A 25,257-nucleotide genomic window follows, 5' to 3' on the forward strand; every position below is an offset into this window, starting at 1 on the left:
GTGCGCGCCATTTACCAGCGAACAGGCCCGCAAACCCGCCACTGGCAGCCTGGGTCAAGTGCCCTGGCACACAGAGGCAAGCCAGGGGCGCATAAATGACGCACTAATATCTCCACGCTGTCCGTGCGTTATCAGGAGACTCAACGTGAGCGAACCAAGCCGTTTCTGGCACCCCATGCTGCACCCCAACGAAATGAAGCAACGCGAGCCGATCCGCATCGTCCGTGGCGACGGCTGCTATGTGTATGACGACAAGGGCCACCAGCTGGTGGATGGCGTTGCCGGGTTGTGGAACGTCAACGTCGGCCACAACCGCAAGGAAGTGAAGGCGGCGATCACCGCGCAACTTGATGAACTGGAATACTTCCAGCTGTTCGACGGGGTCAGCCATCCCCGGGCTGAAGAACTGTCGCGGGTGGTGATGAACCTGCTGGAACCCGAGGACATGCGCCGGGTGGCCTTCAGCTCCGGCGGCTCGGACGCCATCGAAAGCGCTTTGAAGCTGGCCCGCCAGTACTGGAAGCTCGAAGGCCAGGCCGACCGCACCAAGTTCATTTCCCTGCGCCAGGGCTACCACGGCACCCACTTCGGCGGCGCCTCGGTCAACGGCAACACGGTGTTCCGCCGCAACTACGAGCCGCTGCTGCCGGGCTGCTACCACATCGATACCCCCTGGCTGTACCGCAACCCCTACAGCCAGGACCCGGAAGAGCTGGGCAAGATCTGCGCCGACCTGCTGGAGCGGGAAATCCAGTTCCAGAGCCCGGACACCGTCGCCGCCTTCATTGCCGAGCCGATCCAGGGCGCTGGCGGCGTGATAGTGCCACCGGCCAACTACTGGCCGCTGATCCGCGAAGTCTGCGACAAGTACGGCGTATTGCTGATCGCCGACGAAGTGGTCACCGGCTTCGGTCGCAGCGGTTCGATGTTCGGCAGCCGCCTGTGGGGCGTCAAGCCCGACATCATGTGCCTGGCCAAGGGCATCACCTCGGGCTACATCCCCCTGGGCGCCACGGTGGTCAACCGGCGCATCGAAGAAGCCTTCGAAAAGAACGCCAACTTCACCGGGGCCATCATGCATGGCTACACCTACTCCGGGCACCCGGTAGCCTGCGCCGCCGCCCTGGCGTGCCTGGACATCGTGGTCAAGGAGGACCTGCCGGCCAACGCCGCGAAAATGGGCGACTACATGCTCGACAAGCTGCAGCCCTTCGTCGAGCGCTTCGACACCGTCGGCGAAGTGCGCGGCAAGGGCCTGATGCTGGCGTTGGATCTTGTCGCGGACAAGAGCACCCGCGAACCCATCGACCCCATGAGCGGCTACGCCAATCAGGTGGCACAGATCGCCCGGGACAACGGGGTCATGGTGCGCCCGGTGGGCACCAAGATCATTCTCTCGCCGCCCCTGGTGATCCAGCAGGCACAGGCCGATGCCATAGTCGACGCCCTGGCCGAAGGCTTGAGCAAGGCCCGCCGCTAACCCCGGCAGCAAGCTGCGATCGAGGCAATCACGATCGCAGCTTGCGGCGCTGGAGGCTTGCCAGGCACGCCCAGCAGGGTTTCACTGTGGCAGTCCGGGTTCCGGACAGGATCAATCCACGTCCTTGCGCCCCTTTCACCGAGCCACTGCCCCAGGTGCAGCCAGGAGCCATCCGATGAACGCACCCGCCTCCCTGCCCGGCCCCCATGAACTGGGCCACCGCTGCATCGCCGCTTTCACCCGGGTAGTACCCGCCAGCCTCTGCGCCTTCTACCGCATCGATGCCCAACTGCAGGCCCGGGATTTTTCGCTGTACCGCATGCCGGAGCAGATGCACCAGGCCTACCTGCAGCACTTTCGCCACTACGACCCCCTGCAACCTCGTCACTGCGCCGCGGCGGGGCGCCCGGTGCTGTCTCTGCACATGGGCATGGCCCACCAGGGCCATCACGAGAGCGAGGTTTATCAGGGGTTCCTGCAGCGCCATGGGGTACTGGATGTGGTGGAAATCCTGGCCTGCGATGGCGAACGGCCGGTCGCCGGCCTGTCGCTGCTGCGCGACGTCGGGCTGGGGCACTTCAGCGTGGAGGAACTGGGCACCCTGCATGCCTTGCAAGGCCTGCTGGAGATTGCGGCCCTGGCGCCCTGGTCCCAGGTCGATGAGCGCCTGTCGGGCCTGACACCCCGGGAGCGGGAAATCGCCTGGCTGCTGCGCGACGGCGCAGACAACAAGACCATCGCCCGGCGCCTGGACCTGGGCCTGCCCACGGTCAAGACCCACTTGATCAACCTGTTCCGCAAGGTCGGCGCCAGTAACCGTACGGAGCTGGTCAGAGCGCTGTTCCTGTAAAGCCCGGGCACTTCAACCATAAGGTTGATGGGCAACCCGGGGCTGGCGGCCGAACATGCAGCTCTCCTTGCTGACAAGAGCCTTGCCATGAACCCGCAACCTGAATGGATCACCGTCGGAGCCCTCGCCGACGGCTTTGCCGAAGACAATCACATCCTCCCGGCGGTCGACGACCTGGCCGGTCGCCACCTGACCCTGCACTTCGACAACCACTGGCAGATCGAACACCATTTCGCCGCCCACACCCTGCGCTGGAACAACGTCGGGGAAGCGGCCGGCGCCGAGTTGCCCTATCGCGCAACCTGCCTGCGCCCCGGCATCTACCTGGTGGACTTCCTCAAGCACGAACAGGGGCAGATCCACTCGGTGAGCCTGGTCCTGGACCTTGAGCAGCAATGCTTCAGCGCAGTCATCGGGCAGATGCCCAGCCAGGCCGAATCCAGCGTCGACCTGTTCAGCCGGGCCCTGGCCGGTGGCGAGCTGACCTCGGTCAAGGCCCAGTTTCTCCACGGCGCCATCGACACGCCGGTCACCGCCAGCACGCCACGCCATGAACCCACCGATGAACTGGTGGGCCTGCGCAACCGGTACATCTACAGCGCCAGCGAGGCCTACGAGCACATCTACCTGAATGCCAACTTCTACAGCTGGCAATGCCTGCGGGGCGTCGAACAGGGGCTGGCGGATACCGACCGCTGCCACTACTACAAGATCGCCGAGCAGCTGTACCTGTTCGTCTGGCGAGAAAAGATCGTCCCGACCCTGGGCCTGGTGCTGATCGACCTCAAGGCCGGTCGCAGCGACGGCAAGATCTTCGGCTACCAGGGTGCCGACTTCAGCAGCGCCGCCAACTTTCCGGTGGGAGCCCTGGCAGAGGTGCTCAACCGTACCCGGCACCGCTGATACCCGCCCCCTGGCTCCAGGCTGCCGGCCCAGGCCGGCACCTGGGCCAGCCAGCCCTCTTCCTCACAGGACACTGCCATGACTCTGGGCCTCGATCTGCAACGCGTCGCCAGTTGCTACCAGACCGAACTGCAACTGTTTGCCGAGAAACACCCGCGCTCCGGCGCTTTCTACCAGGAAAACCTCCAGCATTGGCTGTACGGCGCGCCCTTGCACTGGATGCAGCAATGGCCCGGCTCCTACCCGATCATGGTGGCCGACGCCCAGGGCGCGACCCTCACCGATTGCGACGGTCATCACTACGTGGACTTTGCCCTGGGTGACACCGGAGCGATGTTCGGCCACGCCCAACCGGCGGTCGCCGCTGCCATCGCCGAACAGGCTCTGCATGGTTCGACCCTGATGCTGCCCACGGCCGACAGCCTGTGGGTCGGCAAGGAACTGACCCGGCGCTTTGGCCTGCCCTACTGGCAGGTCACCACCTCGGCCACCGACGCCAACCGTTTTGTCCTGCGCCTGTGCCGGATGATCACCGGGCGGCAGAAGGTCCTGGTGTTCAACTGCAACTACCACGGCAGCGTCGACGAGTCCCAGGTGGAGTTCGACGCCCAGGGCCAGATGATCCCGCGGGACGGCGTGCACGCCAACGGCCTGCAGCACCAGGCCACCACGCGGCTGGTGGAGTTCAACGACCTGCCGGCCCTGGAAGCGGCCCTGGCCCATGGCGACGTGGCCGCGGTACTCACCGAACCCTTCATGACCAACGTCGGCATGGTGCCGCCAGCCCCGGGCTTTCATGATGGCCTGCGGGAGCTGACCCGGCGCTACGAGGTGCCGCTGATCATCGACGAGACCCATACCCTGTCCTGCGGCCCCGGCGGCTATTGCGGCGAGCACGGGTTGCAGCCGGATTTCTTCGTTCTCGGCAAATCCATCGCCGGTGGCATTCCCACGGCGGTCTGGGGCGCCAGCCAGGCCATGGCCGAACGGATCTGGCAGGTGCTGCCGCATTTCCAGCCGGGCCAGGCGATCAACCATTTCGGCTTCGGCGGCACTCTGGCCGGCAACGCCCTGCAGATGGCGGCCATGCGCGCCACCTTCAGCGAAGTGATGAACGAGGCCAGCTACGCCCATATGTTCCATCTCGCCGAGCGCCTGCGGGCCGGGGTCGAAGCCATCATCCACAAGCACCGCCTGCCCTGGCACGTGACCCGCATCGGTGCCCGGGTCGAATACCTGTTCATGCAGCAGCCTCCGCGCAACGGCGGTGAGGCCCATCATGCCCGCCATGGGCTGATCGAAGCCTATCTGCACCTGTACCTGCTCAATCGCGGGGTGTTGCTGACGCCGTTCCACAACATGGCGCTGCTGTGCCCGACCGCCAGCGAGGCGCAGGTCGACCTGCACAACCTCCTGCTGGACCAGTGCCTGGCCCAGGTTCTGCCAGGAGCCGGCTCATGAGCCAGGATCTGCGTGGGCGCATCGCCCTGGTCACCGGTTCCGGCCAGGGCATCGGCCGGGCCATCGCCCAACTGTTCGCCGCCCAGGGGGCCAGCGTCATGCTGGCGACCCGCAGCGCGGCATCAGGCGATGAAACCCTGCGGCTGATTCGCCAAGCCGGCGGCACCGCCGAACTGCTGCCTGTGGACCTGGGCACCCGCAATGCCGCCGAACAGGCAGTGGCGGCAACCCTGGAGGCCTTCGGCGGCCTCGACCTGCTGCTGCACAATGCCGCGATCTTTCCGATGCAGAAGCTGGCCGAACTGGAGGATGAAACCTTGGACAGCACCCTGGCGGTGAACCTGAAAAGCTGCTTCTGGCTGACTCGGGCCGCCTTGCCGGCGTTGCGCCGGTCCCAGCAGCCGAGGATCGTCATCACCTCCTCGGTCACCGGCCCGCGCACGGCGATTCCCGGGCTCGCCCACTACGCGGCCTCCAAGGCCGGGGTCAATGGTTTTATCCGCGCTGCCGCGCTGGAGCTGGCGGAATATGCAATCACGGTCAACGGCGTGGAGCCCGGGCTGATTGCCACCCAGGCCATGGACAATCTCGGCGACGCTTCGACCCTGGCTTCGAGCATTCCCCTGAAGCGCCTGGGCAGTGCCGAGGATATTGCCTGGGCCATGCTGTTCCTGGCGTCACGGCAAGCGGGCTATATCACCGGCCAGACCCTGGTGGTGGATGGCGGCGCCCTGCTCCCGGAAAACACCCAGCTATAGAAACTGCCGCCCTCCACACCGGCACCTAAGAGGCGGACCGGCTGGCGCCCTCCAGGGAGAACGACGGGCGTAGGAGCTGGCCTGCCAGCGAAGGCGACCCCGAGCGCAACACAGGGCTTGAGGCCCTCTTCGTCGGCAAGCCGGCTCCTACGAAGGGTCAGGTCAGCTGCCGCTGCGGATCTTGTTCCACAGGCGGGTGCGGATGCGGTCGATGTCCAGCGGCATGGCCTCCAGGGCAAACAGCTTGCCCATCATTTCCGGGCTCGGATAGACCTTGGTGTCGTTCTTGATGGCCGGGTCGATCAGGCTGTCGGCCTGCAGGTTGCCATTGGCGTAGTGCACGTAGTTGCTCACGCCGGCCATCACTTCGGGGCGCAGCAGGTAGTTCATGAAGGCATAGCCGGCCTGCTCATCCGGGGCATCCACTGGCATGGCCACCATGTCGAACCAGATCGGCGAGCCTTCCTTGGGAATCGAGTAGCCGATCTCCACCCCGTTCTTCGCCTCCCTGGCACGGCTTTCCGCTTGCAGGATGTCGCCGGAGAATCCCACCGCCACGCAGATATTGCCGTTGGCCAGGTCGCTGGTGTACTTCGACGAGTGGAAGTAGCTTACATAAGGCCGGACCTTCATCAGCAACGCCTCGGCCTGCTTGTAGTCAGCCGGGTTCTTGCTGTGGTGCGCCAGCCCGAGGTAATTGAGAGCGGTAGGGATCAGTTCCGGGCCGTTGTCGAGGATCGCCACCCCGCACTTCTGCAGCTTCTGCATGTACTCGGGCTTGAAGATCAGGTCCCAGGAATCCAGTGGGGCATCGTTGCCCAGCACTTCCTTGATCTTGGCCACGTTGTAGCCAATGCCGGTGCTGCCCCAGAGGTAGGGGAAGCCGTGCTGGTTGCCCGGGTCGTTGACCTCCAGGGCCTTGAGCAGCACCGGGTTGAGGTTCTTCCAGTTGGGCAGCTGGCTCTTGTCGAGCTTCTTCAGTGCCCCGCCCTGAATCTGCCGGGCCATGAAGTGGTTGGAAGGAAACACCACGTCATACCCGGATTTTCCGGTCATCAACTTGCCGTCCAGGGTCTCGTTGCTGTCATAGACGTCGTAGGTGAAACCAATCCCGGTTTCCTTCTGGAAGGCCTTGGTGGTGTCCGGGGCGATGTAGTCCGACCAGTTGTAGATCTTCACCGTATCGGCCTGGGCCAGGGACGTGGCCAGGAACAACGGGCTGAGCAATAGCAACGCGCAAGTCTTGCGGATCATGAGTCGATACCTGTGGCTGGTTTTGTTGTTGGCAGGCAATCAAGGGATCAGAAAATCAAGACGTAGGTCTTGCGCACCGTTTCCTGGATATCCCAGATCCCAGTGCTGTTGGCCGGCAACATCAGTGCATCGCCGGCTTCTATGTGCAGGGTTTCGCCGTTGTCCGAGGTGAAGGTGCAACGGCCCTGGATGAAGTGGCAGAACTCCTGGGCCACGATCTGCCGCCGCCAGCGCCCCGGGGTGCATTCCCAGATGCCGGTCTCGACCCCGTCGTTGCGTTCGACGGCGGTCACCGAGGTCACGGCCACCGGAGTGCCCAGGGGCACCGCCACTGGTGCCGATTCGGCCAGGGTGGCGGTGGCGGTTTGCTTGAATTGGGTGATGCTCATGGTTCTACCTTTCGACGGGAAATCCGAACGGACAGCGTTCGGTACATAGAGGCCGGCTCAGTGCATGAAACCTTCCATGAAGCCGGCGATCCGGCTGGCCATCCTGCGCCGCCATGGAGCCGAGGCCGGGTTGGCCAGGGTCTGGTCCTCGTGGACGAAGCTGCGAATGATCGCGTTGTAGCCCAGCCAGCGGCACGGCTCCGGCTCCCAGGCCCGCAGGGCCTCCAGGCCACACTCGGGCATGACCCAGGGCTGGTGTACCAGAGGGCTGTCGCGTTCCAGGATCAGGTCCGCCAAGGTCCGGCCGCCGAGGTTGCTGGCGCCCACGCCCTCGCCGCCATAGCCGCCGGACAGGGCAATGCCCTTGCGCCGGTCGCAGAGCATGTGCGGCTTGAAGTGCCGGGACATGCCCAGGTTGCCGCCCCAGGAATGGCTGATGCGCACGTTCTTGAGTTGCGGGAACAGCTCGCCGAACAGGTAGCGGCGCAGTTCCACTTCGTCACGGGTCAGGTCGAAGTCATGGCGCAGCTTGCTGGCGAACTGATAGCCGCCCCGGGCACCGAACACCAGCCGGTTGTCCATGGAGCGCTGGCCATAAGTCACCTGTCGGCTGCTTTCGCTGAAGGCCTGGCCCTGGCTCAGGCCGATTTCTTCCCAGACGGACTCCGCCAGCGGCTCGGTGGCCACCAGCAGGCTTTGCACCGGCAACTGGTAGCGGCCCAGGGGCGGCAAGGTGACCGAATAGCCTTCCACTGCCGGCACTATCCAGCGGCTGCGCACCGAAGCCTGGGCCGTCTGCAGGCTGCCGGACTGCCAATGGGTCACCGGGCTGTTTTCATAGAGGGTCACCCCCAGGCGCTCAACCGCCCGGGCCAGGCCGCGCACCAGCTTGGCCGGCTGGATGGTGGCGCAATGCGGGGCATAGATACCGCCATAGGGCTTGGCCAGGCGGATCTGCTGGGCCAGTTGCTCGGGGTTGAGCCAGCGGTAGTCGTCCTGGTTCAGGCCCTGGGCATAGAGCTTGTCCAGATAGTGGCGCAGGCTGGTTTCCTGCTCCGGGTAGCGGGCGGCGCAATACAGCACCCCGCCCTTGCGGTAATCGCAGTCGATGCCCTCACGTTCGATGACATTGGCCACTTCATCGGGGATGCCGTGCAACAGGTCGAAGGAGGCCCGGCGCTGCTGCGGCGACAGAGCGGCCAGCAGCCGGTCTTCTCCCAGCAGGTTGCCCATCAGCCAGCCGCCATTGCGGCCCGAGGCACCAAAACCGGCGGTTTGCGCTTCGATCACCGCAATATTCAACTGCGGCGCCTGGCGCTTGAGGTAATAGGCGGTCCACAGCCCGGTATAGCCGGCGCCGATGATCGCCACGTCCAGGTCCAGGTCTTGCGCAAGCTGCGGCCGCGGCAATAGCGGCTCGTCGAGCTGGTCCATCCACAAACTGATACTGCGCCACGCTGGCATGCAAGCACTCCGCAACCCGAATTTCGAATGCGGCGATCCTAGTGCCTGGCCTCAGGGGCTGTCTTGCGCGCGTGCACGCAAAGAAATTTGCTTGGCGTAGGCCTTGGGCGACTGGCCGGTGTGCTGGCGAAAACAGCTGTAGAAGGCCGACAGCGAGTTGAACCCTGCGGCAAACGCCAGCTCGTCGATGCGCAGCGGCGGCGTCGCCTGGTCCAGCGCTGCCAGCAGATGCTGCAGGCGCGCCTGGTTGACGTAGCGGTAGAAGCTCTGCCCCAGCACCTGGTTGAGCAGGTAGGAAATCTGGTTGCGGCTGTAACCGCATTCCCGGGACACCCGCTGCAGGTCCAGCTCGGGGTCCAGGTACGGCTGCTGGCGCTGGAAATACTGCTGCAGGTCCTCGGCCATGAAACTCAACTGGCGCGGCGACAGCCCCAGCCGGCTGGCCGCCGGGCGCAGTCTGGCGGAGGACTTGCTCGGTGCCGGCTCCCGGACCAGTGAGGCGTACTCGTTGACCCGCCAGATCAGCCCGTCGCGCACGGTGATCGCTTCACTGGAGCGAAATGACACCAGGCCCTGGCCGCCGCGCAGGGTCACCTGGTACTGGATAAACGCGGTGTTGCCATCCAGGCGGATGCGATCGCTGTGCTCCAGGGCCTCGTCGGGAGCCCGGGGCATGCTGGCCCGCACGTATTCGCGCAGTTCCTCCAGGCCCAGGGTACGGTTCTGGAAAAAGTCGTTGTACTGGATGTCCGGGTGGTACAGCGCCATTACTCCATCCAGGTCCCGGTACTTCCAGCACAGGTGGTAGCGCATCACGGTTTCACCGGTGGCCTGGGTGTGCAGCGGCCCGTCATCGGGGGCAGACATAGGTTTCTCGAACAGGAAAAGGCGCAGCTTGCCGAACTTCGCCAAGGGCTTCAACGACCGGCCGCCGGCCAGATACGGCAGCCGCCGGGGGGTGCCTGGGAGATGACATGACTTGCATCAATAATCCGTGAGTGAACCGCCGGACGGTGGGCAAAAAAACTGCGAACCGTCACAAGCCAATGCTATTTTTAAAACCTCAACCGATCGGGTCATTGACGATCCGGTCGTTCCTACCGCGAGCACAAGGAAGCGCTCAATGAATCAAGGTGGGCCACCGATGAACAGAGTCTGGGCCAGTAAAGTCACCTTTCCCAACGCCTGCCAGCTGATGCGATGGCATTTTCATCCCATGGGTTTCGAAGCCAGCATGGATGCGCCCGGCAGCATGATCGCCCGGCTCTTCGATCGCGCCAGCGGCGAAACCATGATCGCCATCGCCGGCATTCCCTGTGCCACGGTGATGAGCGCTGCGGATGTCGAACGAATAATCGAGGCGGTGGAAGATGAGCTGGAGGCCTTTTCCCCGTCCCTGGCACTCAAGGCCTGAAGCCCCGCTGCCTCACCCGAAGCCCGCCTCGCCAGCGGGCTTTTTTCATGTCGCCTGGCGCAAGTCCTGGAAGTACGGCTTGTCTCGCGGTACCCGGTCCGAAGCCTTGGGCGCATTGCCCGAGGGGCCTTCCTGGCGGTCCACATACCAGTAGCAATGCTTGGCCGCCCGGGTGATGCCCACATAGGCCAGCCGCAGGATCTCGTCCTTTTGTGCGCTGTCGTAGGGCTCGGCATCGCCGTCCTTGCCCAACCCGGCCATGCGATAGACCTGGTTCTTGTACGGCGAACTGCTCAGGTGCTGGCAGTCGCCCAGCAGGAATACCGCATCCGCCTGCAGTCCCTTGGCGCTGTGATAGGTCAGCTGTTTCAGGCGTCGCGACCCTGGAGGCAGACTAGAATCAACATTAACTATTTGTGAAATAACGTTTTCAACCAATAACTTATCACTACTTTTTCGAAACAACATCAAGACCGAATCACCCTGCTCATAGTGCTCAGCCAGACGCTGGGCCAGGCCCTGATCATCGCGATCGAGCACCTGCACCGGCCACAGCTCTGTAGCTTCGCCGCTGGCCTTGGCCTTCTTCCCGGCAATGGCCGGCGCCGCGCGGACAATATGCTCCGCGGCATCGATCACATGCTGATGGCTGCGGTAGTTCTCGCTGAGCATGACCCGGGTGGTGCCCGGGGACGGGAACTCCTTGTTGAACTCGATGAAGTACTTGGGCGAGCTGCCCCGCCAGCCGTAGATCGACTGCCAGTCGTCACCGACGCAGAGCAGCGAGGAATGCTGGGCGGCGCGCCCGATGTGCAAGGCGGCGCCTCGGCTGCGGATCGCCGCAAGGCTGGCCCTGATCCAGGAAACGATCTGCGGCGAAACATCCTGGAACTCGTCGATCATCAGGTGTGACATCGGGCGCAGGCAGGCATCGCTGAGCAGCTTGAAGTTCTCCGGCGAGCGCTCGCTGAACAGGGCGAACATGCGGTTGTAGCTCATGATGGGCGGCGACTGATCCAGCAGATGGTCCTCCAGCGCTCGCCAGAACAGGCTCAGGGCCTCGAAGAAAAACCGGTCCGGATCGTCCTGCGCAAAACTCATGCCCGCGACGGCATCGCCCACTTCCAAGCCCAGGTTCTCGATAAAGCCTGCGGCGGCGACAAAGCAATCGAGCAGCGGCGCCGACGCCAGCTCGCCCTTGACCTTGTAATCGAAACCCGGACCGCCATTGACCTGGGCCGAAAAGGCGCCGGCAGAACGCTTTGAAGCTTCGTAACTATCAAGCCAAATCAATGGCTTACGGCAAAAAGCTTGAAACAGGGTGCGTTTTACAGCCCACTCCGCCCGCACCGTCAGCTTGGCCCCGGGCCGGGTCAGCTGCGGGCTCTCGCGCGGGTCGAAACCCAGCACCACCCAGGCGTCCAGCTCCGCACAATAGCCATGGCTGTGAAAGGTCGCACCGTTGATTTCGAACCGCTGGCGCTGCGGCTCGATGCCCTTGATCGGCCAGGCGCCCGCGCGAAACCACAGGTCCTCCACGGTGTCGCAGAGTTCTTCATCGCGCTTGGCCGCCAGTTCGGTCACCGCCATGCGCTTTTGCACGTCCGGGTGATCGCGCTCCAGTTCCTTGAGCTGCAGGGCGTGGCGTACCAATGGCTGCAACGCCAGGCGAAAGCGCGGGTCATCGCGGTACAGTGCCTGGTAGCAGGCATTCAGGTGCCGACGCTGGGCGTCGTTGATGCGCAGATCGAATGGGTTGCTGTCCACCTCGTCTTCGCCGCCCTGGAGCCGATCGCTGAGGTTCTCGAAGGCCTGCAGGCGCTCGAAGCCCGGCAGGCTGCGGACCATGGGCAGAATCCGCGAGTGGAAGGTTCGCACCAGCTCCCGGGCTTCCCTGGCGCCCAGTTGCCGCCCCCACAGGGCAAAGACTTGCGTGAGCTTGGTGATGAAGTCCTTGCGCGACTCCCGGGTGAAGGTCACCACGGTCATGGCGTCCAGTTCGAAGCCCAGATAGTGATGCAACAGCAGCAGGCGCAGCACCAGCGAGGTCGACTTGCCGGCGCCGGCCCCGGCGATCACCGCGGTGGCGGGTGTGTCGCTGAAAATCATCTTCCACTGCGCGGCGCTGGGTTGCGCCGCGGCGGGAAGCAGGCGGGCGACATCGGCCTTGAAGCGCTTTTTCAGCTCGGCGCTCAACGGCAGGCGCCAGTCATCGAACAGCCGGTCATCCACCCCGGGCGGGCGGTGCTCGGTGTTGCGGCTGTCGCGGATCAACAGCACCTGGCGGCCTTCCTCCAGCCCCTCGAGCCGGCCTTCCTGGTAGCCGTATTCCACGCCGGCAGTGTGGCCACTGCGAAAGCCATCGGCCTGACCATGCAGCCAGGAAGCCCGATGCTGGGCCCGCAGGCGGTTCAGGCCATGGCCGAAGAGGCGCGCCGCGAGGCGTTTCAACAAGGGCATCTGGGCCAGGGGCAAAAGCTCGGGGGGCAGATCGGGGGTGTGTTGCGACACGCGGACTCCAGGGTGTGAGGCTGAGCAGTAATCTTCGGCGGATTGTTCCACGGTATCCAGCCAATTGCTTGCAGGTCATTAACTTAAGCGATGAACCGAAGGTTTAACACCAGCTTTGCGACAAAATACTCATCTAATTTTACGATTGGATTACGGCATTTTTTGCGCTTTTTATCGATCTATAGCTGATGGAAGATGCTCGCCATCAACCAACGGTTATCGTTTTCTGGCCCGGATACAACGTGCCATGACGAGCCCTTAATGAGGAGAAGATCATGCTTGAACTCAGACCTTTCAGCTCCCTGGGCGGCGCGCACCACGGCTGGCTGGATGCCCACCACCATTTTTCCTTCGCCGAGTACCATGACCCCAAGCGCATGCACTGGGGCAACCTGCGGGTCTGGAACGATGATGTGATCGCCCCTGGCACCGGTTTCCCCCAGCACCCGCACCGGGACATGGAAATCATCACCTACGTTCGCGAAGGGGCCATCAGCCACCAGGACAACCTGGGCAACAAGGGCCGCACCGAAGCCGGTGATGTGCAGGTGATGAGCGCCGGCACCGGGATCGCCCACAGCGAGTACAACCTGGAAGCCACGCCAACCAAGATCTTCCAGATCTGGATCATCCCCAACCAGGCAGGCTCCGCGCCTTCCTGGGGTGCCAAGCCTTTTCCCAAGGGCCAGCGTGAAGGTTTCGTGACCCTGGCCAGTGGCAAGGCTGGCGATGAGGAAAGCCTGCGGATTCGCGCCGATGCGCGGCTGGTGGCGGCCAACCTGAAGGCCGGGGAAACGGCCGAGTATCACCTGGACGACGGGCGCCGGGCTTACCTGGTTCCGGCGACCGGCGCGATTGAAGTCAACGGCTTGCGAGCCGAAGCTCGAGACGGCGTCGCGGTTGAGAATGAGCCGGTGCTGCGGGTGACGGCCCTGCAGGACAGCGAGATCGTGCTGGTGGATCTGGCGTGAAATACAGCGGCCAATAAAAAGGGGCGACCGTGATGGCCGCCCCTTTTTTTGTCTGACGGGCCCGGAGCGTCGGTCAGTTGCCGCTGATGGCGGTGTCCACCAGGGTCTGGGCTTCCTGCACCAGTTGCTTGAGGTGGTCGTCGCCGATGAAGCTTTCAGCGTAGATCTTGTAGATGTCTTCAGTACCCGACGGGCGTGCGGCGAACCAGCCGTTCTCCGTCATGACTTTCAGGCCGCCAATGGCCTGGTCATTGCCCGGTGCATGGCTGAGGATCTGCTGGATCGGCTCGCCGGCCAATTGGGTCGAAGTCACCTGCTGTGGCGACAGCTTGCTGAGCAGGGCCTTCTGCTGCGGGTTGGCCTTGGCATCGACGCGGACCGAGAACGGCTCACCCAGCTCGTCGCACAGGGCGCGGTAGGCCTGGCTCGGATCGCGACCGGTACGCGCGGTCATTTCCGCCGCCAGCAGGGACGGGATCAGGCCATCCTTGTCGGTGCTCCAGACGCCACCGTCGCGGCGCAGGAAAGAGGCACCGGCGCTTTCTTCGCCGCCAAAGCCCAGTGAGCCGTCGAACAGGCCATCGGCAAACCACTTGAAGCCCACCGGCACTTCATACAGACGGCGGCCCAGGCGTGCAGCGACCCGGTCGATCAGGCCGCTGCTGACCACGGTCTTGCCCACCGCGGCATCAGCGCGCCATTGCGGCCGATTCTGGAACAGGTAATCGATAGACACCGCCAGGTAGTTGTTCGGCGCCAGCAGGCCGCCGCTCGGGGTGACGATGCCGTGGCGATCGTGATCAGGGTCGCAGGCGAAGGCCACGTCGAAGCGTTCCTTGAGGCCGATCAGGCCCTGCATGGCGTAGCTGGAGGACGGGTCCATGCGGATCTGCCCGTCCCAATCCACCGACATGAAGCGGAAAGTGGCGTCCACCTGCTTGTTCACCACCTCCAGGTCCAGGCGGTAGTGCTCTGCGATCGCCGACCAGTAGCGCACCCCTGCTCCGCCCAGCGGATCCACGCCCAGGCGCAGCTTGGCGTTGCGGATGGCGTCCAGGTCGATGACGTTGACCAGGTCGGCGACGTAGGTGTTGAGGTAATCGTGGCGATGGGTGGTGTTGGCCTTCAGCGCCTGTTCGTAACCGATGCGCTTGACCCCGGCCAGCTTGGCTGCCAGCAGTTCATTGGCCTTGGCTTCGATCCACTTGGTGATGTGGGTGTCGGCCGGGCCGCCGTTGGTGGGGTTGTACTTGTAGCCGCCGCTTTGTGGCGGATTATGGGACGGGGTGATGACGATGCCGTCCGCCAGGCCCGATGTACGCCCCCGGTTATAGCAGAGGATGGCGTGGGACACCGCTGGGGTCGGGGTGTACTCGTCGCCGGCAGCAATCATCACGGTCACGCCATTGGCCGCCAGCACTTCCAGGGCGCTGGCCCCGGCCGGGGTCGACAGGGCATGGGTGTCGATGCCGACAAACAGCGGGCCGTCGATGCCCTGGGATTCGCGGTACAGGCAAATGGCCTGGCTGATGGCCAGCACATGCCATTCGTTGAAACTCAGATCGAACGAGCTGCCACGGTGCCCGGAGGTGCCGAAGGCCACACGCTGGGTAGACACCGATGCATCAGGCTGACCGGTGTAATAAGCCGTAACCAGTCGCGGGATGTCGACCAACAATTCAGCCGGTGCCGGTTTGCCCGCAAAAGGACTGAGAGTCATGCAAAACCTCTGGAAAAGGATGGTTCGGAAATGGGCCGCAGTTTACTGGCAGTTTGACCGCAGCGCGATGGAATCTATCCCGGCGCCCCGGCGCTTTTATGCAGCAGCCGGCTTGCCGGCAAAAGGACTGTCAGGGGAAAAACTAAAAAGCCGGCGCAAGGGCCGGCAAATCGAGACAATAAAAAACGCCAGGCTTTGCCTGGCGTTGGGATCAGACCGGTTCGACCTGAAGCGCGACCCGTTCGCGGCATGGGCATTCATCCATGTAGCGGTGCGCCTCGACAAACTCGTTGAACGCGAATACCCGGGTCTTCAGGGGGAGCAGCACCCGGTCCGCGGTGAGCTGGTTGATGTCGCGCAACGCACGCTGCAGCGCGACCTGATCCTGAACAATTCCCAGCTCCGGCTTGCCAGTGAAGTTGCCGATGCAATGGACGAAGAACTGGATGTTCTTCTGGAACGCCGCGCAGGCCGGGAACGGCGTCTGGTTGCCGCCTTGCAGGCCATAGAGCACCAGGCTGCCACGGGGCGCCAGGACATCGCCGAGCATGGACATCTGCGGGCCGCCCAGGCCGTCGAACACCACGTCGACGCCGCGGTTGTCGGTGAGCTTGTTGATCTGCATCAGCAGGTCCTGTTCCTCGGTGACAATCACCTTCTCGGCACCCAGGGACAGCAGGTATTCACGCTCTTCAGCGGTCTTGGTCGCGGCAATCACCCGCACACCCAGGGCCTTGCCCAACTGGACAAAGGACGGCCCGGCACAATGGCTGGCGTCCGTGACCAGGGCAAACTGCCCCGGCTTGACCCGCGCCAGGTCGGCGTAGGCGAAATAGGCGATCAGCAGCGGCGTGTAATGAACAGCAGCCTCGATCGGGCTGAGAACATCGGGATAACGGGTCAGGGCCGAACGCGGCAGGACGATCAGCTCGCCATACACCGGGTAATCGTTGGGGCTTTCGGCGGGAAAACTCGCCACCTTGTCACCTACCGCCAGGTCGTCGACGCCCTCGCCCACGGCCGTGACCACACCGGCCATTTCGTGCCCCAGGCCCGAGGGCAGGCGCGCATGGGACGACGCCAGGTTCTGCCGCCAGAGCACGTCATACCAGCTGATACCGATGGCTTCGACTCGTACCTGCACTTCGCCTGGCGCAGGCAACGAGGCCGCATGCTCTTCGCATTTGAGCACCTCGGCCGGTCCAAACTTGTGAAAACGAATCGTGCGGGACATCGCAAACCTCGTCAAATTAACCTCTAATGCCGCGAACTTTATCCGGGCTTTGCAAGCAAGACTATCAGTGCCTATTAATAGTCGACATGCCTGGCATTGATTTCGTGCCCTTGAAAATCGGGGCGTACAGCGTGCTCGAACCTTGCCCGGCTACAAACAAACAACATTTAGCCGATGCAGAGTACCAGCCTTTCCCCGTAAGATTCACGCCGGCCATTGTTCCGATATGGTCGCTCCCGTCAAGCTCGCTGACTCTGCCAGGACTCCAGATGAATCGTAATGACCTGCGTCGTGTCGACCTGAATCTGTTGATCGTATTCGAAACACTGATGCACGAACGCAGTGTGACCCGCGCCGCCGAGAAGCTGTTCCTCGGCCAGCCGGCCATCAGTGCAGCCCTGTCGCGCCTGCGCAACCTGTTCGACGACCCGCTGTTCGTGCGCACCGGGCGCAGCATGGAACCCTCGGCCCGGGCAGTGGAAATCTTCGCCCTGCTCTCGCCGGCCCTGGATTCGATCTCCACCGCCGTCAGCCGCGCCGCCGAATTCGACCCGGCCACCAGCACCGCCGTATTCCGTATCGGTCTTTCCGACGACGTGGAATTCGCCCTGCTGCCGATGCTGCTCAAACGCCTGCGCGCCGAAGCCCCGGGCATCGTGCTGGTGGTACGCCGCGCCAACTATCTGCTGATGCCCGCGCTGCTGGCCTCCGGCGAAATCTCCATCGGCGTCAGCTACACCGCCGACCTGCCGGCAAACGCCAAGCGCAAGGTCCTGCGCCGCAGCCTGCCCAAACTGCTGCGGGCCGACACCGTGCCCGGCCCCCTGACCCTGGACGACTTCTGCGCCCGCCCCCACGCCCTGGTGTCGTTCGCCGGGGACCTGAGCGGGTTCATCGATGAGGAGCTGGAGAAGCTCGGACGCAAGCGCCACGTCGTGCTCGCCGTACCGCAATTCAACGGCCTGAGCACCCTGCTGGCCGGCACCGACATCCTTGCCACCGTGCCCGACTACACCGCCGACGCCCTCACTGCCGCCGGCGGCGTACGCGCCGAAGATCCGCCACTGCCGGTGCGCAGTTTTGAGCTGCACATGGCCTGGCGTGGCTCACAGGACAACGATCCAGGGGAGCGCTGGTTGCGTTCGCGGATTCAGATGTTCTTCGGCGACCCCGACAGCCTCTGAGCCGTCCCCAACGGCTCACTGATCTACCGAAACGCCCCCAGACTCCGCGGCCCTGTACCACGTAGGGCCCCCTTGGACAGATGCTCTGCCCTGTCCTGCCCAGCAGGGTCCCGCACCTGCCCTGCCCCTCAAGGGGTCTGCCGGCGATGCCGTCGAGCAGACGGCCAACCCCACCCCCACGCCTTGAGCCCTTTCACCACCCGCCCCGAGAAAACTTTAGTCGTGCCCGGCAGTGACTTTGGTCGTATTGCGTAACGCCAACAGTCTGTTTTGGCGGCCATTTTTTGATCCAGATCAATACTTCGACGGGTTATTCGAAGCGTTCAGCACCTTCATCGACAAGACCTATCAAACCATCGACCCAGCCTATTAGCCGCCTACGCAAGCGGCCCATAAAATCGCCGGCACACAGCAGAATCAGCACAAGACTTGCCGTTCTATTCCACACGCGTTGTGCCCCCCATTAAAAGAGTGGCCCTTGCCACCTTGCCTGATCACCCGTGATTGAAAAATGCCTGCATAAGGAATGCGTCATGACACTTGGCAGAAGACAGTTCTTTAAACTTTGTACAGCCGGTGCCGTGGCCACCACCGCCGTATCCCTGGGCTTCGCGCCCACCACGGCCAATGCCAGCCAGTCGCGCCAGTACAAACTGCTGCGCGCCAGGGAAACCCGCAACAACTGCACCTACTGCTCGGTCGGTTGCGGCATCCTGATGTACAGCCTGGGCGATGGCGCAAAGAACGCCAAGGCGCGGATCTTCCATATCGAAGGCGACCCTGACCACCCGGTGAGCCGCGGCTCGCTGTGCCCCAAAGGCGCCGGCCTGGTCGACTACATCCACAGTGAGCAACGCTTGCTGTACCCCGAGTACCGCGCCCCGGGCTCGGACCAATGGCAGCGGGTCAGCTGGGATTACGCCATCGAACGCATCGCGCGGTTGATGAAGGACGACCGCGACGCCAACTTCATCGAGAAAAACGCCAAGGGCGTCACGGTCAATCGCTGGCTGTCCACCGGCATGCTCTGCTCGTCGGCCGCCAGCAGCGAGACCGGCTCGCTCGACCAGCGCTTCACCCGCGCCCTGGGCATCCTCGGCACCGACAGCCAGGCCCGGGTCTGCCACGCGCCGACGGTCTCGGCGCTGGCCCCGACCTTCGGCCGTGGCGCCATGACCAACAACTGGGTCGACATCAAGAACGCCAACGTGGTGCTGATCATGGGCGGCAACCCGGCCGAGGCGCATCCGGTGGGGTTCAAGTGGGTGATCGAGGCCAAGATCCGCAATGGCGCCAAGGTCATCGTGGTGGATCCGCGCTTCAACCGCAGCGCCGCGGTGGCGGATATCTACTCGCCGGTGCGCGCCGGTTCCGACGTGACCTTCCTCATGGGCATGGTCAACTACCTGCTCAGCAACGATCGCATCCAGCATGAATACGTGCGCGCCTACACCAACGCCTCGTTGATCGTGCGCAGCGACTACCGCTTCGATGACGGCCTGTTCAGCGGCTACGACGCCAAGGCTCGGCGCTACGACCGCAGCTCCTGGGCCTACGAGCTGGACGAACAAGGTCACGCCCGCCGCGACCTGAGCCTGAGCCACCCGCGCTGCGTGCTCAACCTGCTCAAGCAGCATGTCAGCCGCTACACCCCGGAGCGGGTCAGCCAGATCTGCGGTACGCCCCAGGCCGACTTCCTGGAGATTTGCGAGATCATGGCCAGCACCAGCGTGCCGGACAAGACCGCGACCTTCCTCTATGCCCTGGGCTGGACACACCACACCACCGGCGCCCAGATGATCCGCGGCTCGGGCATGATCCAGCTGCTGCTGGGCAACATCGGCATGGCTGGCGGCGGCGTCAATGCTCTGCGCGGGCACTCCAATATCCAGGGCTACACCGACCTTGGCCTGCTCTCGCAGCGCCTGCCGGGCTACATGAACCTGCCGTCCGACAACCAGGCCAGCCTGGCGACCTACCTCAAGGAAACGACCCCAAACGCCCAACTGCCCGGCCAGGTCAACTACTACCAGAACACCCCCAAGTTCTTTATCAGCCTGATGAAGAGCCTGTACGGCGACAAGGCCACCCGTGACAATCAATGGGGCTTCGACTGGCTGCCCAAGTGGGACGAGAGCTACGACGTACTGAACTTCTCCAACCGCATGTATGAAGGCAAGGTCAACGGCTACATCGCCCAGGGCTTCAACCCGATTGCCGCCTTCCCGGACAAGAACAAGGCCGCCGCGGCGCTGGCCAAGCTCAAGTTCCTGGTGATCATCGACCCGCTGGCCACCGAGACTTCGAGCTTCTGGCAGAACCACGGCGAGTCCAACGATGTCGACCCGGCGCAGATCCAGACCGAAGTGTTCCGCCTGCCCTCGAGCTGCTTTGCCGAGGAAAACGGCTCGATCGTCAACTCCGGGCGCTGGCTGCAGTGGCACTGGGCCGGCGCTGCGCCACCCGGCGAGGCCTGGCACGACGGCAAGATCCTCGGCCACCTGTTCATGAAACTACGCGAGCTGTACCGCGGCGAAGGCGGCGCCTGCCCCGAGCAGGTGCTGAATATGGCCTGGGACTACCGCGACCCCTACGACCCCGCTCCCGAGGAAGTGGCCAAGCAATCCAACGGCTACGCCCTGGCCGACGTGCGTGATGACCAGGGCAACCTGATCCTGCGCAAGGGCCAGTTGCTGGACAACTTCGGCCAACTGCGCGACGACGGCAGCACCGCCTGCTTCAACTGGATATTCGCCGGTTCCTGGACCGAGGCCGGCAACCAGATGGCCCGTCGCGACAACGCCGACAGCGGCCTGGGCTGCACCCCGGGCTGGGCCTGGGCCTGGCCGCAGAACCGGCGGATTCTCTACAACCGCGCATCGGCCGACCCGCAAGGCAACCCCTGGGATGCGCAACGCAAGATCATCGGCTGGGACGGCAGTCGCTGGAGCGGCATCGATGTGCCGGACTTCCCGGTCAACCTGGCGCCGGGCACCCAGGCCAACCCGTTCATCATGCTCCCCGAGGGCCTGGGCCGGCTGTTCTCGGTGGGCGCCATGAACGACGGCCCGTTTCCCGAGCACTACGAGCCCACCGAAAGCCCGCTGGCGCACAACCCGCTGCACCCCAACGTCAGCAAGAGCCCCACGGCGCGGCTGTACGACAGTGACCGAACGCGCATGGGCAGCCGCGAGGAATTCCCCTACGTGGCCACTACCTATTCGATCACTGAACTGTTCCGCCACTGGACCAAGCACTCCCGGCTCAACGCGATTATCCAGCCGGAACAGTTCATCGAGATTGGCGAAGTGCTGGCCCAGGAAAAAGGCATCGTCCAGGGCGACCTGGTGCGCGTCAGCACCAAGCGCGGCTACATCAAGGCCAAGGCGGTGGTGACCAAACGCATCCGCCGCCTGCAGATCGACGGCCAGCCGGTCGATACCATCGGCATTCCTTGCCACTGGGGCTACGAAGGTGCAACCCGCAAGGGCTTCCTGGCCAATACCCTGACCCCGGGCGTCGGCGATTCCAACACCAACACCCCGGAATACAAAGCGTTCCTGGTGAACGTGGAAAAGGCCTGACGGAGCAACTGACATGTCCATGCAATCCCAAGACATCATCCGCCGTTCGGCCACCAACGCCTTCACCCCGGCGCCGCGGGCCCGCGATCACCAGGCCGAAGTGGCCAAGCTGATCGACGTCAGCATCTGCATCGGCTGCAAGGCGTGCCAGGTGGCGTGCAACGAATGGAACGACCTGCGCGACGAAGTCGGCCACAACGTCGGGGTCTACGACAACCCCGCCGACCTCAGCGCCGACACCTGGACCCTGATGCGTTTCGACGAGCACGAGAACGAAGCCGGCAAGCTCGAATGGCTGATCCGCAAGGACGGCTGCATGCACTGTGCCGACCCTGGCTGCCTGAAAGCCTGCCCGCAACCGGGAGCGATCATCCAGTACGCCAACGGCATCGTCGACTTCCAGTCCGAGCACTGCATAGGTTGCGGCTACTGCGTCGCCGGCTGCCCGTTCGACGTGCCGCGCATCAGCAAGAAGGACAACAAGGCTTACAAGTGCACCCTGTGCGTTGACCGGGTCACGGTGGGCCAGGAGCCGGCTTGCGTGAAGACCTGCCCCACCGGGGCGATCAACTTCGGCAGCAAGGCCGACATGCTGGTGCAGGCCGCAGAACGGGTCACCGAACTGCAGGGCCGCGGCTTTGCCGGCGCGGGGATCTACGACCCGCAAGCGGTGGGCGGAACCCATGTGTTCTACGTGCTGCAACACGCCGACCAGCCGCAGCTGTACCACAAGCTCAACCCTGACCCGCGCATCAGCAGCGCGATCGAAGGCTGGAAAGGCTGGCTCAAGCCGGCGGCCGCCGTGGCTTTCTTCGCCACCTTGGCCGGTACGGTATTCCACTACATCGGCGTCGGCCCGAACGAAGTCGAAGAAGACCTCAAGGAGAACCCGTGATGAACAAGAACAAGCTGATCCTGCGTACCCGCTTTATCGAGCGCGCCAGCCACTGGTTCATGGTCATCTGCTTCTTCATGGTGGCGTTGTCGGGGCTGTCGTGGTTCTTCCCGTCGCTGAACTGGCTCAACGGCGTGTTCGGCACACCGCAGCTGGCGCGCATCCTGCACCCGTTTCTGGGAACGGTGGTGTTCCTGCTGCTGATGTTCCTGTTCGTGCGTTTTGTGAAGCACAACCTGCCGGAACGCCAGGACGCGATCTGGTTTCGCAACCTCAAGACGGTGCTCTCGGGGGACCACAGCCAACCGCTGCAGATTGGCAAGTACAACGCCGGGCAGAAGATCCTGTTCTGGGGAATCATGGGCCTGATCAGCCTGTTGCTGCTCAGCGGCGTGGTGATCTGGCGGCCGTGGTTCGCCCAGTACTTCAGCATTCCCCTGATTCGCATCGCCCTGCTCACCCATGCCCTGGCCGGGATCTCGCTGATGCTGCTGATCATCGGTCACGCCTACCTGGCGTTCTGGGTCAAGGGTTCGATCCGCGGCATGGTCACCGGCTACGTATCGCGCAGTTGGGCCCGCTCGCACCATGACCGCTGGTACCAGCAGATTTCCAAGAGTGAGAAGAAATGAGCAGCATCAAGCTAACCCCACTGGAGCCCACCAGTGGCGGCGTGGAAGAAATCAGCGCCTTGTTGCTGCCGGACCTGCGCCAGCACTTCAGCCGGCGCGCAGCGCGCCTGCGGCAACTGGCCGAAGGTCACGAGCAGGCCGACTACCTGCGGTTTGCCGCGCGGGTGGCCGAGGCGCAACAGGCGATATTCGAGCGTTCGCCGGTGGCGGCCGAGGAGTTGCAGGCGCTGGTGGCGCGGATCGGTGATGGCGCGCCGCTGGATGTGCAGCGCCTGCCGCGCTCGGCCTATTGGCAAGCGGCCCTTGAGCAACTGATCGAGCACCTGCGCAGGGACGCCAGCGCCCCGCTGACCAAGGCCCTGGACGCCATCGGCGGCATGCCCGCCGAGCAGCGTGAAGCCTGTGCCGAGCAGTTGCTGCTGGGGCATTACCTTCAGGTAGACAGCGGCCAGGCGCTGTTTTTCTGGGCGGCCCTGAGCCTGTATTTCAGCCAACTGGCCAGCGCCCTGCCGGTGACTGCCCAGGCCCAGGTGGGAGAACAGCGCCAGCATTGCCCGGTGTGCTGCAGCGCGCCGGTGGCCAGCGTGATCCTCAGCGGCAAGCGCGCCGGCCTGCGTTACCTGCACTGCGGATTATGCGAGAGCCGCTGGCACATGGTGCGAGCAAAATGCAGCAACTGCGAAGGCACCGGCCAACTGCACTACTGGTCGCTGGAGCACCAGGACAGCGCGGTCAAGGCCGAGAGCTGTGGAGACTGCCAGAGCTACCTGAAGGTGTTCTATTACCCACACGATCAGAGGCTGGAGCCGGTGGCCGACGATCTCGCGTCCTTGGCCCTGGATGCCGGGCTTGAGGCTGAAGGCTTCGCGCGAAGCAGCATCAACCCGTTCCTGTTTCCCGGCCAGGCATGACGTCTGGCGGCCCGAGAAATCCACCGAAGCGGCTAGCTCGAAGGTCTGCGCTGCCCCAGCCCCAGGCTGGACAGCAACTGATATCGGAGGAATCGGTGATCCCAGCACCCAAAAGCCTCGTAGAAATGGGCTTGCCAACGAAAGCACCCGGGCGTCGAAAGGCCCTTTTCGCGGGCCAGTCGACTCCGGTAGCACCGGCCAATGTTGCGTCAGCCGCAATAACTAATTGCACGCCAGGGAATTGATAGCAGCCTAACGAAAGGTGCATGCTAGAGGGCTTGCTTGGCGCTTATATCATTCCGAATGATAGTTACCTTCGCTTCATTCGATTCGTGAGATACAACCCTGCCGAGCATCATCCGCCCATCTCAAATACAGTGGCGGATGCACCATGGACCAGTCAGTCAAACTCCTACGTTTTCCACTCGCCGTTCTCGCCGTGCTGGTGATGAGCGCGTGCGGCAAAGCCCCTGAGACCGCCTCCGCCCCGCCCGCTGCCAAAGTCAGCGTGGCCAAGGTACTGGAACAGCCGGTCAACGAATGGGATGAATTCACCGGGCGCCTGGAAGCCCCGGAAACCGTGGAGATCCGACCTCGGGTCTCGGGCCAGATCGATCAGGTGGCCTTCACCGAAGGCGCCCTGGTGAAGAAAGGCGACCTGCTGTTCCAGATCGACCCACGGCCTTTCCAGGCTGAAGTACGCCGCCTCGAAGCCCAGCTGCAACAGGCTCGGGCCACCGCGACCCGCAGTGCCAACGAAGCCCAGCGCGGCCAGCGCCTGCTGACCAGCAACGCGATTTCCGCCGAGCTGGCCGACACCCGCACCAGCGCCGCCCAGGAAGCCCGGGCCGGGGTCGATGCGATCCAGGCCCAGTTGGACGTGGCCAAGCTCAACCTGAGTTTCACCCGGGTGGTGGCGCCCATCAGCGGCCGGGTCAGCCGCGCGCAGATCACCGCCGGCAACCTGGTGACCGCCGATGTCACCCCGCTCACCAGCCTGGTCTCCACCGACAAGGTCTACGCCTACTTCGACGCCGACGAGCGCGTGTACCTCAAGTACACCCAGCTCGCCCGCCAGGGCCAGCGCGGCCAGACCACCCCGGTGTACCTGGGCCTGTCCAATGAAGAAGGCCACCCGCACCTGGGGCAGATGAACTTCGTCGACAACCAGGTCAACCCCAAGACCGGCACCATCCGTGGCCGCGCGGTGTTCGACAACAGCGACGGCAGCTACACCCCGGGCCTCTATGCGCGCCTGAAACTGGTGGGCAGTGGCACCTACTCGGCGATGCTGATCAACGACGAAGCCGTGGGCACCGACCTGGGCAAGAAGTTCGTGCTGGTGATGGACGCCGACAACAAACCGGCCTACCGCGCCGTGGAACTGGGGCCGAAGATCGAAGGCCTGCGCATCGTGCGCAACGGTCTGAGCAAGGACGACACCATCATCGTCAAGGGCTTGCAGCGGGCACGTCCCGGCGCACCGGTCACGCCTGAAGTGATCCCCATGGCCAGCAAGGAAACCCTCGCCGCCCTGGCCCAACAACGCCAAGCACTGGAAGCCAGCAACCTGCCGCAGGTCACCCCTGCCAAGGCGGCTCCGGCTGTGAAACTCGCCGCTGCGACACCGCGCGGTTAAGGG

Annotated in this window: 20 protein-coding genes; 13 read left to right on the forward strand and 7 right to left on the reverse strand. The window is 63.9% G+C overall.

Annotation, left to right across the window (positions count from 1 at the left end):
* Window positions 1-145 precede the first annotated feature (145 nt).
* The 5 genes from PFLCHA0_RS16210 (at window position 146) to PFLCHA0_RS16230 (ending at window position 5,452) form a co-directional block, all read left to right on the forward strand.
* Window positions 146-1,480 (forward strand): aspartate aminotransferase family protein, encoded by a 1,335-nt coding sequence (locus PFLCHA0_RS16210; protein ID WP_015635765.1) that lies wholly within the window; start codon window positions 146-148, stop codon window positions 1,478-1,480.
* A gap of 175 nt (window positions 1,481-1,655) precedes the next feature.
* On the forward strand, window positions 1,656-2,330 hold the full coding sequence (locus PFLCHA0_RS16215; protein WP_011061504.1) for a helix-turn-helix transcriptional regulator: 675 nt from the start codon (window positions 1,656-1,658) through the stop codon (window positions 2,328-2,330).
* A gap of 87 nt (window positions 2,331-2,417) precedes the next feature.
* On the forward strand, window positions 2,418-3,233 hold the full coding sequence (locus PFLCHA0_RS16220) for a molybdenum cofactor biosynthesis F family protein (protein ID WP_041118403.1): 816 nt from the start codon (window positions 2,418-2,420) through the stop codon (window positions 3,231-3,233).
* Window positions 3,234-3,311: 78 nt separating this feature from the next.
* Entirely contained in the window at window positions 3,312-4,694 is a 1,383-nt protein-coding gene (locus PFLCHA0_RS16225) for an aspartate aminotransferase family protein (RefSeq protein ID WP_015635768.1), read from the forward strand.
* The gene (locus tag PFLCHA0_RS16230; protein WP_011061507.1) at window positions 4,691-5,452 is read left to right on the forward strand and encodes an SDR family oxidoreductase; all 762 of its coding nucleotides are present in this window, start codon (window positions 4,691-4,693) and stop codon (window positions 5,450-5,452) included. Before PFLCHA0_RS16225 ends, PFLCHA0_RS16230 begins: the two co-directional genes overlap by 4 nt.
* A gap of 162 nt (window positions 5,453-5,614) precedes the next feature.
* Here the strand turns inward: PFLCHA0_RS16230 and PFLCHA0_RS16235 are convergent, their stop codons facing one another.
* Genes PFLCHA0_RS16235 through PFLCHA0_RS16250 form a run of 4 tightly spaced genes read right to left on the reverse strand, consistent with a single transcriptional unit; the run spans window position 5,615 to window position 9,426 of the window.
* Window positions 5,615-6,706: a polyamine ABC transporter substrate-binding protein gene (locus PFLCHA0_RS16235; RefSeq protein ID WP_015635769.1), complete on the reverse strand. Its 1,092-nt coding sequence runs from the start codon at window positions 6,704-6,706 to the stop codon at window positions 5,615-5,617.
* Window positions 6,707-6,753: 47 nt separating this feature from the next.
* The gene (locus PFLCHA0_RS16240; RefSeq protein WP_015635770.1) at window positions 6,754-7,095 is read right to left on the reverse strand and encodes a cupin domain-containing protein; all 342 of its coding nucleotides are present in this window, start codon (window positions 7,093-7,095) and stop codon (window positions 6,754-6,756) included.
* A gap of 57 nt (window positions 7,096-7,152) precedes the next feature.
* Window positions 7,153-8,559, reverse strand: a complete 1,407-nt coding sequence (locus tag PFLCHA0_RS16245) for an NAD(P)/FAD-dependent oxidoreductase (RefSeq protein WP_015635771.1) — start codon at window positions 8,557-8,559, stop codon at window positions 7,153-7,155.
* A gap of 51 nt (window positions 8,560-8,610) precedes the next feature.
* Window positions 8,611-9,426, reverse strand: coding sequence for a helix-turn-helix domain-containing protein (locus PFLCHA0_RS16250; protein WP_015635772.1), 816 nt, complete (start codon window positions 9,424-9,426; stop codon window positions 8,611-8,613).
* A gap of 277 nt (window positions 9,427-9,703) precedes the next feature.
* On the opposite strand from PFLCHA0_RS16250, the gene PFLCHA0_RS16255 reads away from it, so the two are divergent.
* A complete protein-coding gene (locus tag PFLCHA0_RS16255) occupies window positions 9,704-9,973 on the forward strand; it encodes a DUF1652 domain-containing protein (protein ID WP_011061512.1) in 270 nt (89 codons plus the stop codon).
* 45 nt (window positions 9,974-10,018) lie between these two features.
* Here PFLCHA0_RS16255 and PFLCHA0_RS16260 read toward each other — a convergent pair whose 3' ends face one another.
* Window positions 10,019-12,484, reverse strand: coding sequence for a UvrD-helicase domain-containing protein (locus tag PFLCHA0_RS16260; protein ID WP_015635773.1), 2,466 nt, complete (start codon window positions 12,482-12,484; stop codon window positions 10,019-10,021).
* A 275-nt stretch (window positions 12,485-12,759) separates the two neighbouring features.
* Between PFLCHA0_RS16260 and PFLCHA0_RS16265 the strand changes: the two genes are divergently transcribed.
* The gene (locus tag PFLCHA0_RS16265) at window positions 12,760-13,455 is read left to right on the forward strand and encodes a pirin family protein (protein ID WP_011061514.1); all 696 of its coding nucleotides are present in this window, start codon (window positions 12,760-12,762) and stop codon (window positions 13,453-13,455) included.
* 73 nt (window positions 13,456-13,528) lie between these two features.
* Here PFLCHA0_RS16265 and pgm read toward each other — a convergent pair whose 3' ends face one another.
* Window positions 13,529-15,175: a phosphoglucomutase (alpha-D-glucose-1,6-bisphosphate-dependent) gene (pgm, locus tag PFLCHA0_RS16270; protein WP_015635774.1), complete on the reverse strand. Its 1,647-nt coding sequence runs from the start codon at window positions 15,173-15,175 to the stop codon at window positions 13,529-13,531.
* Between the two features lie 211 nt (window positions 15,176-15,386).
* The gene (locus PFLCHA0_RS16275; RefSeq protein WP_011061516.1) at window positions 15,387-16,409 is read right to left on the reverse strand and encodes a zinc-dependent alcohol dehydrogenase family protein; all 1,023 of its coding nucleotides are present in this window, start codon (window positions 16,407-16,409) and stop codon (window positions 15,387-15,389) included.
* 269 nt (window positions 16,410-16,678) lie between these two features.
* On the opposite strand from PFLCHA0_RS16275, the gene PFLCHA0_RS16280 reads away from it, so the two are divergent.
* From PFLCHA0_RS16280 to mexE, 6 genes are all read left to right on the forward strand, one after another.
* Window positions 16,679-17,593: a LysR family transcriptional regulator gene (locus PFLCHA0_RS16280; RefSeq protein WP_011061517.1), complete on the forward strand. Its 915-nt coding sequence runs from the start codon at window positions 16,679-16,681 to the stop codon at window positions 17,591-17,593.
* 533 nt (window positions 17,594-18,126) lie between these two features.
* Window positions 18,127-21,177, forward strand: coding sequence for a formate dehydrogenase-N subunit alpha (fdnG, locus tag PFLCHA0_RS16285; RefSeq protein ID WP_015635776.1), 3,051 nt, complete (start codon window positions 18,127-18,129; stop codon window positions 21,175-21,177).
* A 13-nt stretch (window positions 21,178-21,190) separates the two neighbouring features.
* A complete protein-coding gene (gene fdxH, locus PFLCHA0_RS16290) occupies window positions 21,191-22,072 on the forward strand; it encodes a formate dehydrogenase subunit beta (protein ID WP_015635777.1) in 882 nt (293 codons plus the stop codon).
* Window positions 22,072-22,704: a formate dehydrogenase subunit gamma gene (locus PFLCHA0_RS16295; protein ID WP_015635778.1), complete on the forward strand. Its 633-nt coding sequence runs from the start codon at window positions 22,072-22,074 to the stop codon at window positions 22,702-22,704. The genes fdxH and PFLCHA0_RS16295 overlap by 1 nt, the downstream gene beginning before the upstream one ends.
* The gene (gene fdhE, locus PFLCHA0_RS16300; protein ID WP_015635779.1) at window positions 22,701-23,615 is read left to right on the forward strand and encodes a formate dehydrogenase accessory protein FdhE; all 915 of its coding nucleotides are present in this window, start codon (window positions 22,701-22,703) and stop codon (window positions 23,613-23,615) included. Before PFLCHA0_RS16295 ends, fdhE begins: the two co-directional genes overlap by 4 nt.
* A gap of 391 nt (window positions 23,616-24,006) precedes the next feature.
* Window positions 24,007-25,254 carry a multidrug efflux RND transporter periplasmic adaptor subunit MexE gene (gene mexE, locus PFLCHA0_RS16305; protein WP_011061523.1) on the forward strand — a complete coding sequence of 416 codons (1,248 nt, stop codon included), beginning with the start codon at window positions 24,007-24,009 and terminating at the stop codon, window positions 25,252-25,254.
* The last annotated feature ends 3 nt before the right edge of the window (window positions 25,255-25,257 follow it).

It is taken from the genome of Pseudomonas protegens CHA0 (assembly GCF_000397205.1).
In the GTDB taxonomy this organism is placed as follows: domain Bacteria; phylum Pseudomonadota; class Gammaproteobacteria; order Pseudomonadales; family Pseudomonadaceae; genus Aquipseudomonas; species Aquipseudomonas protegens.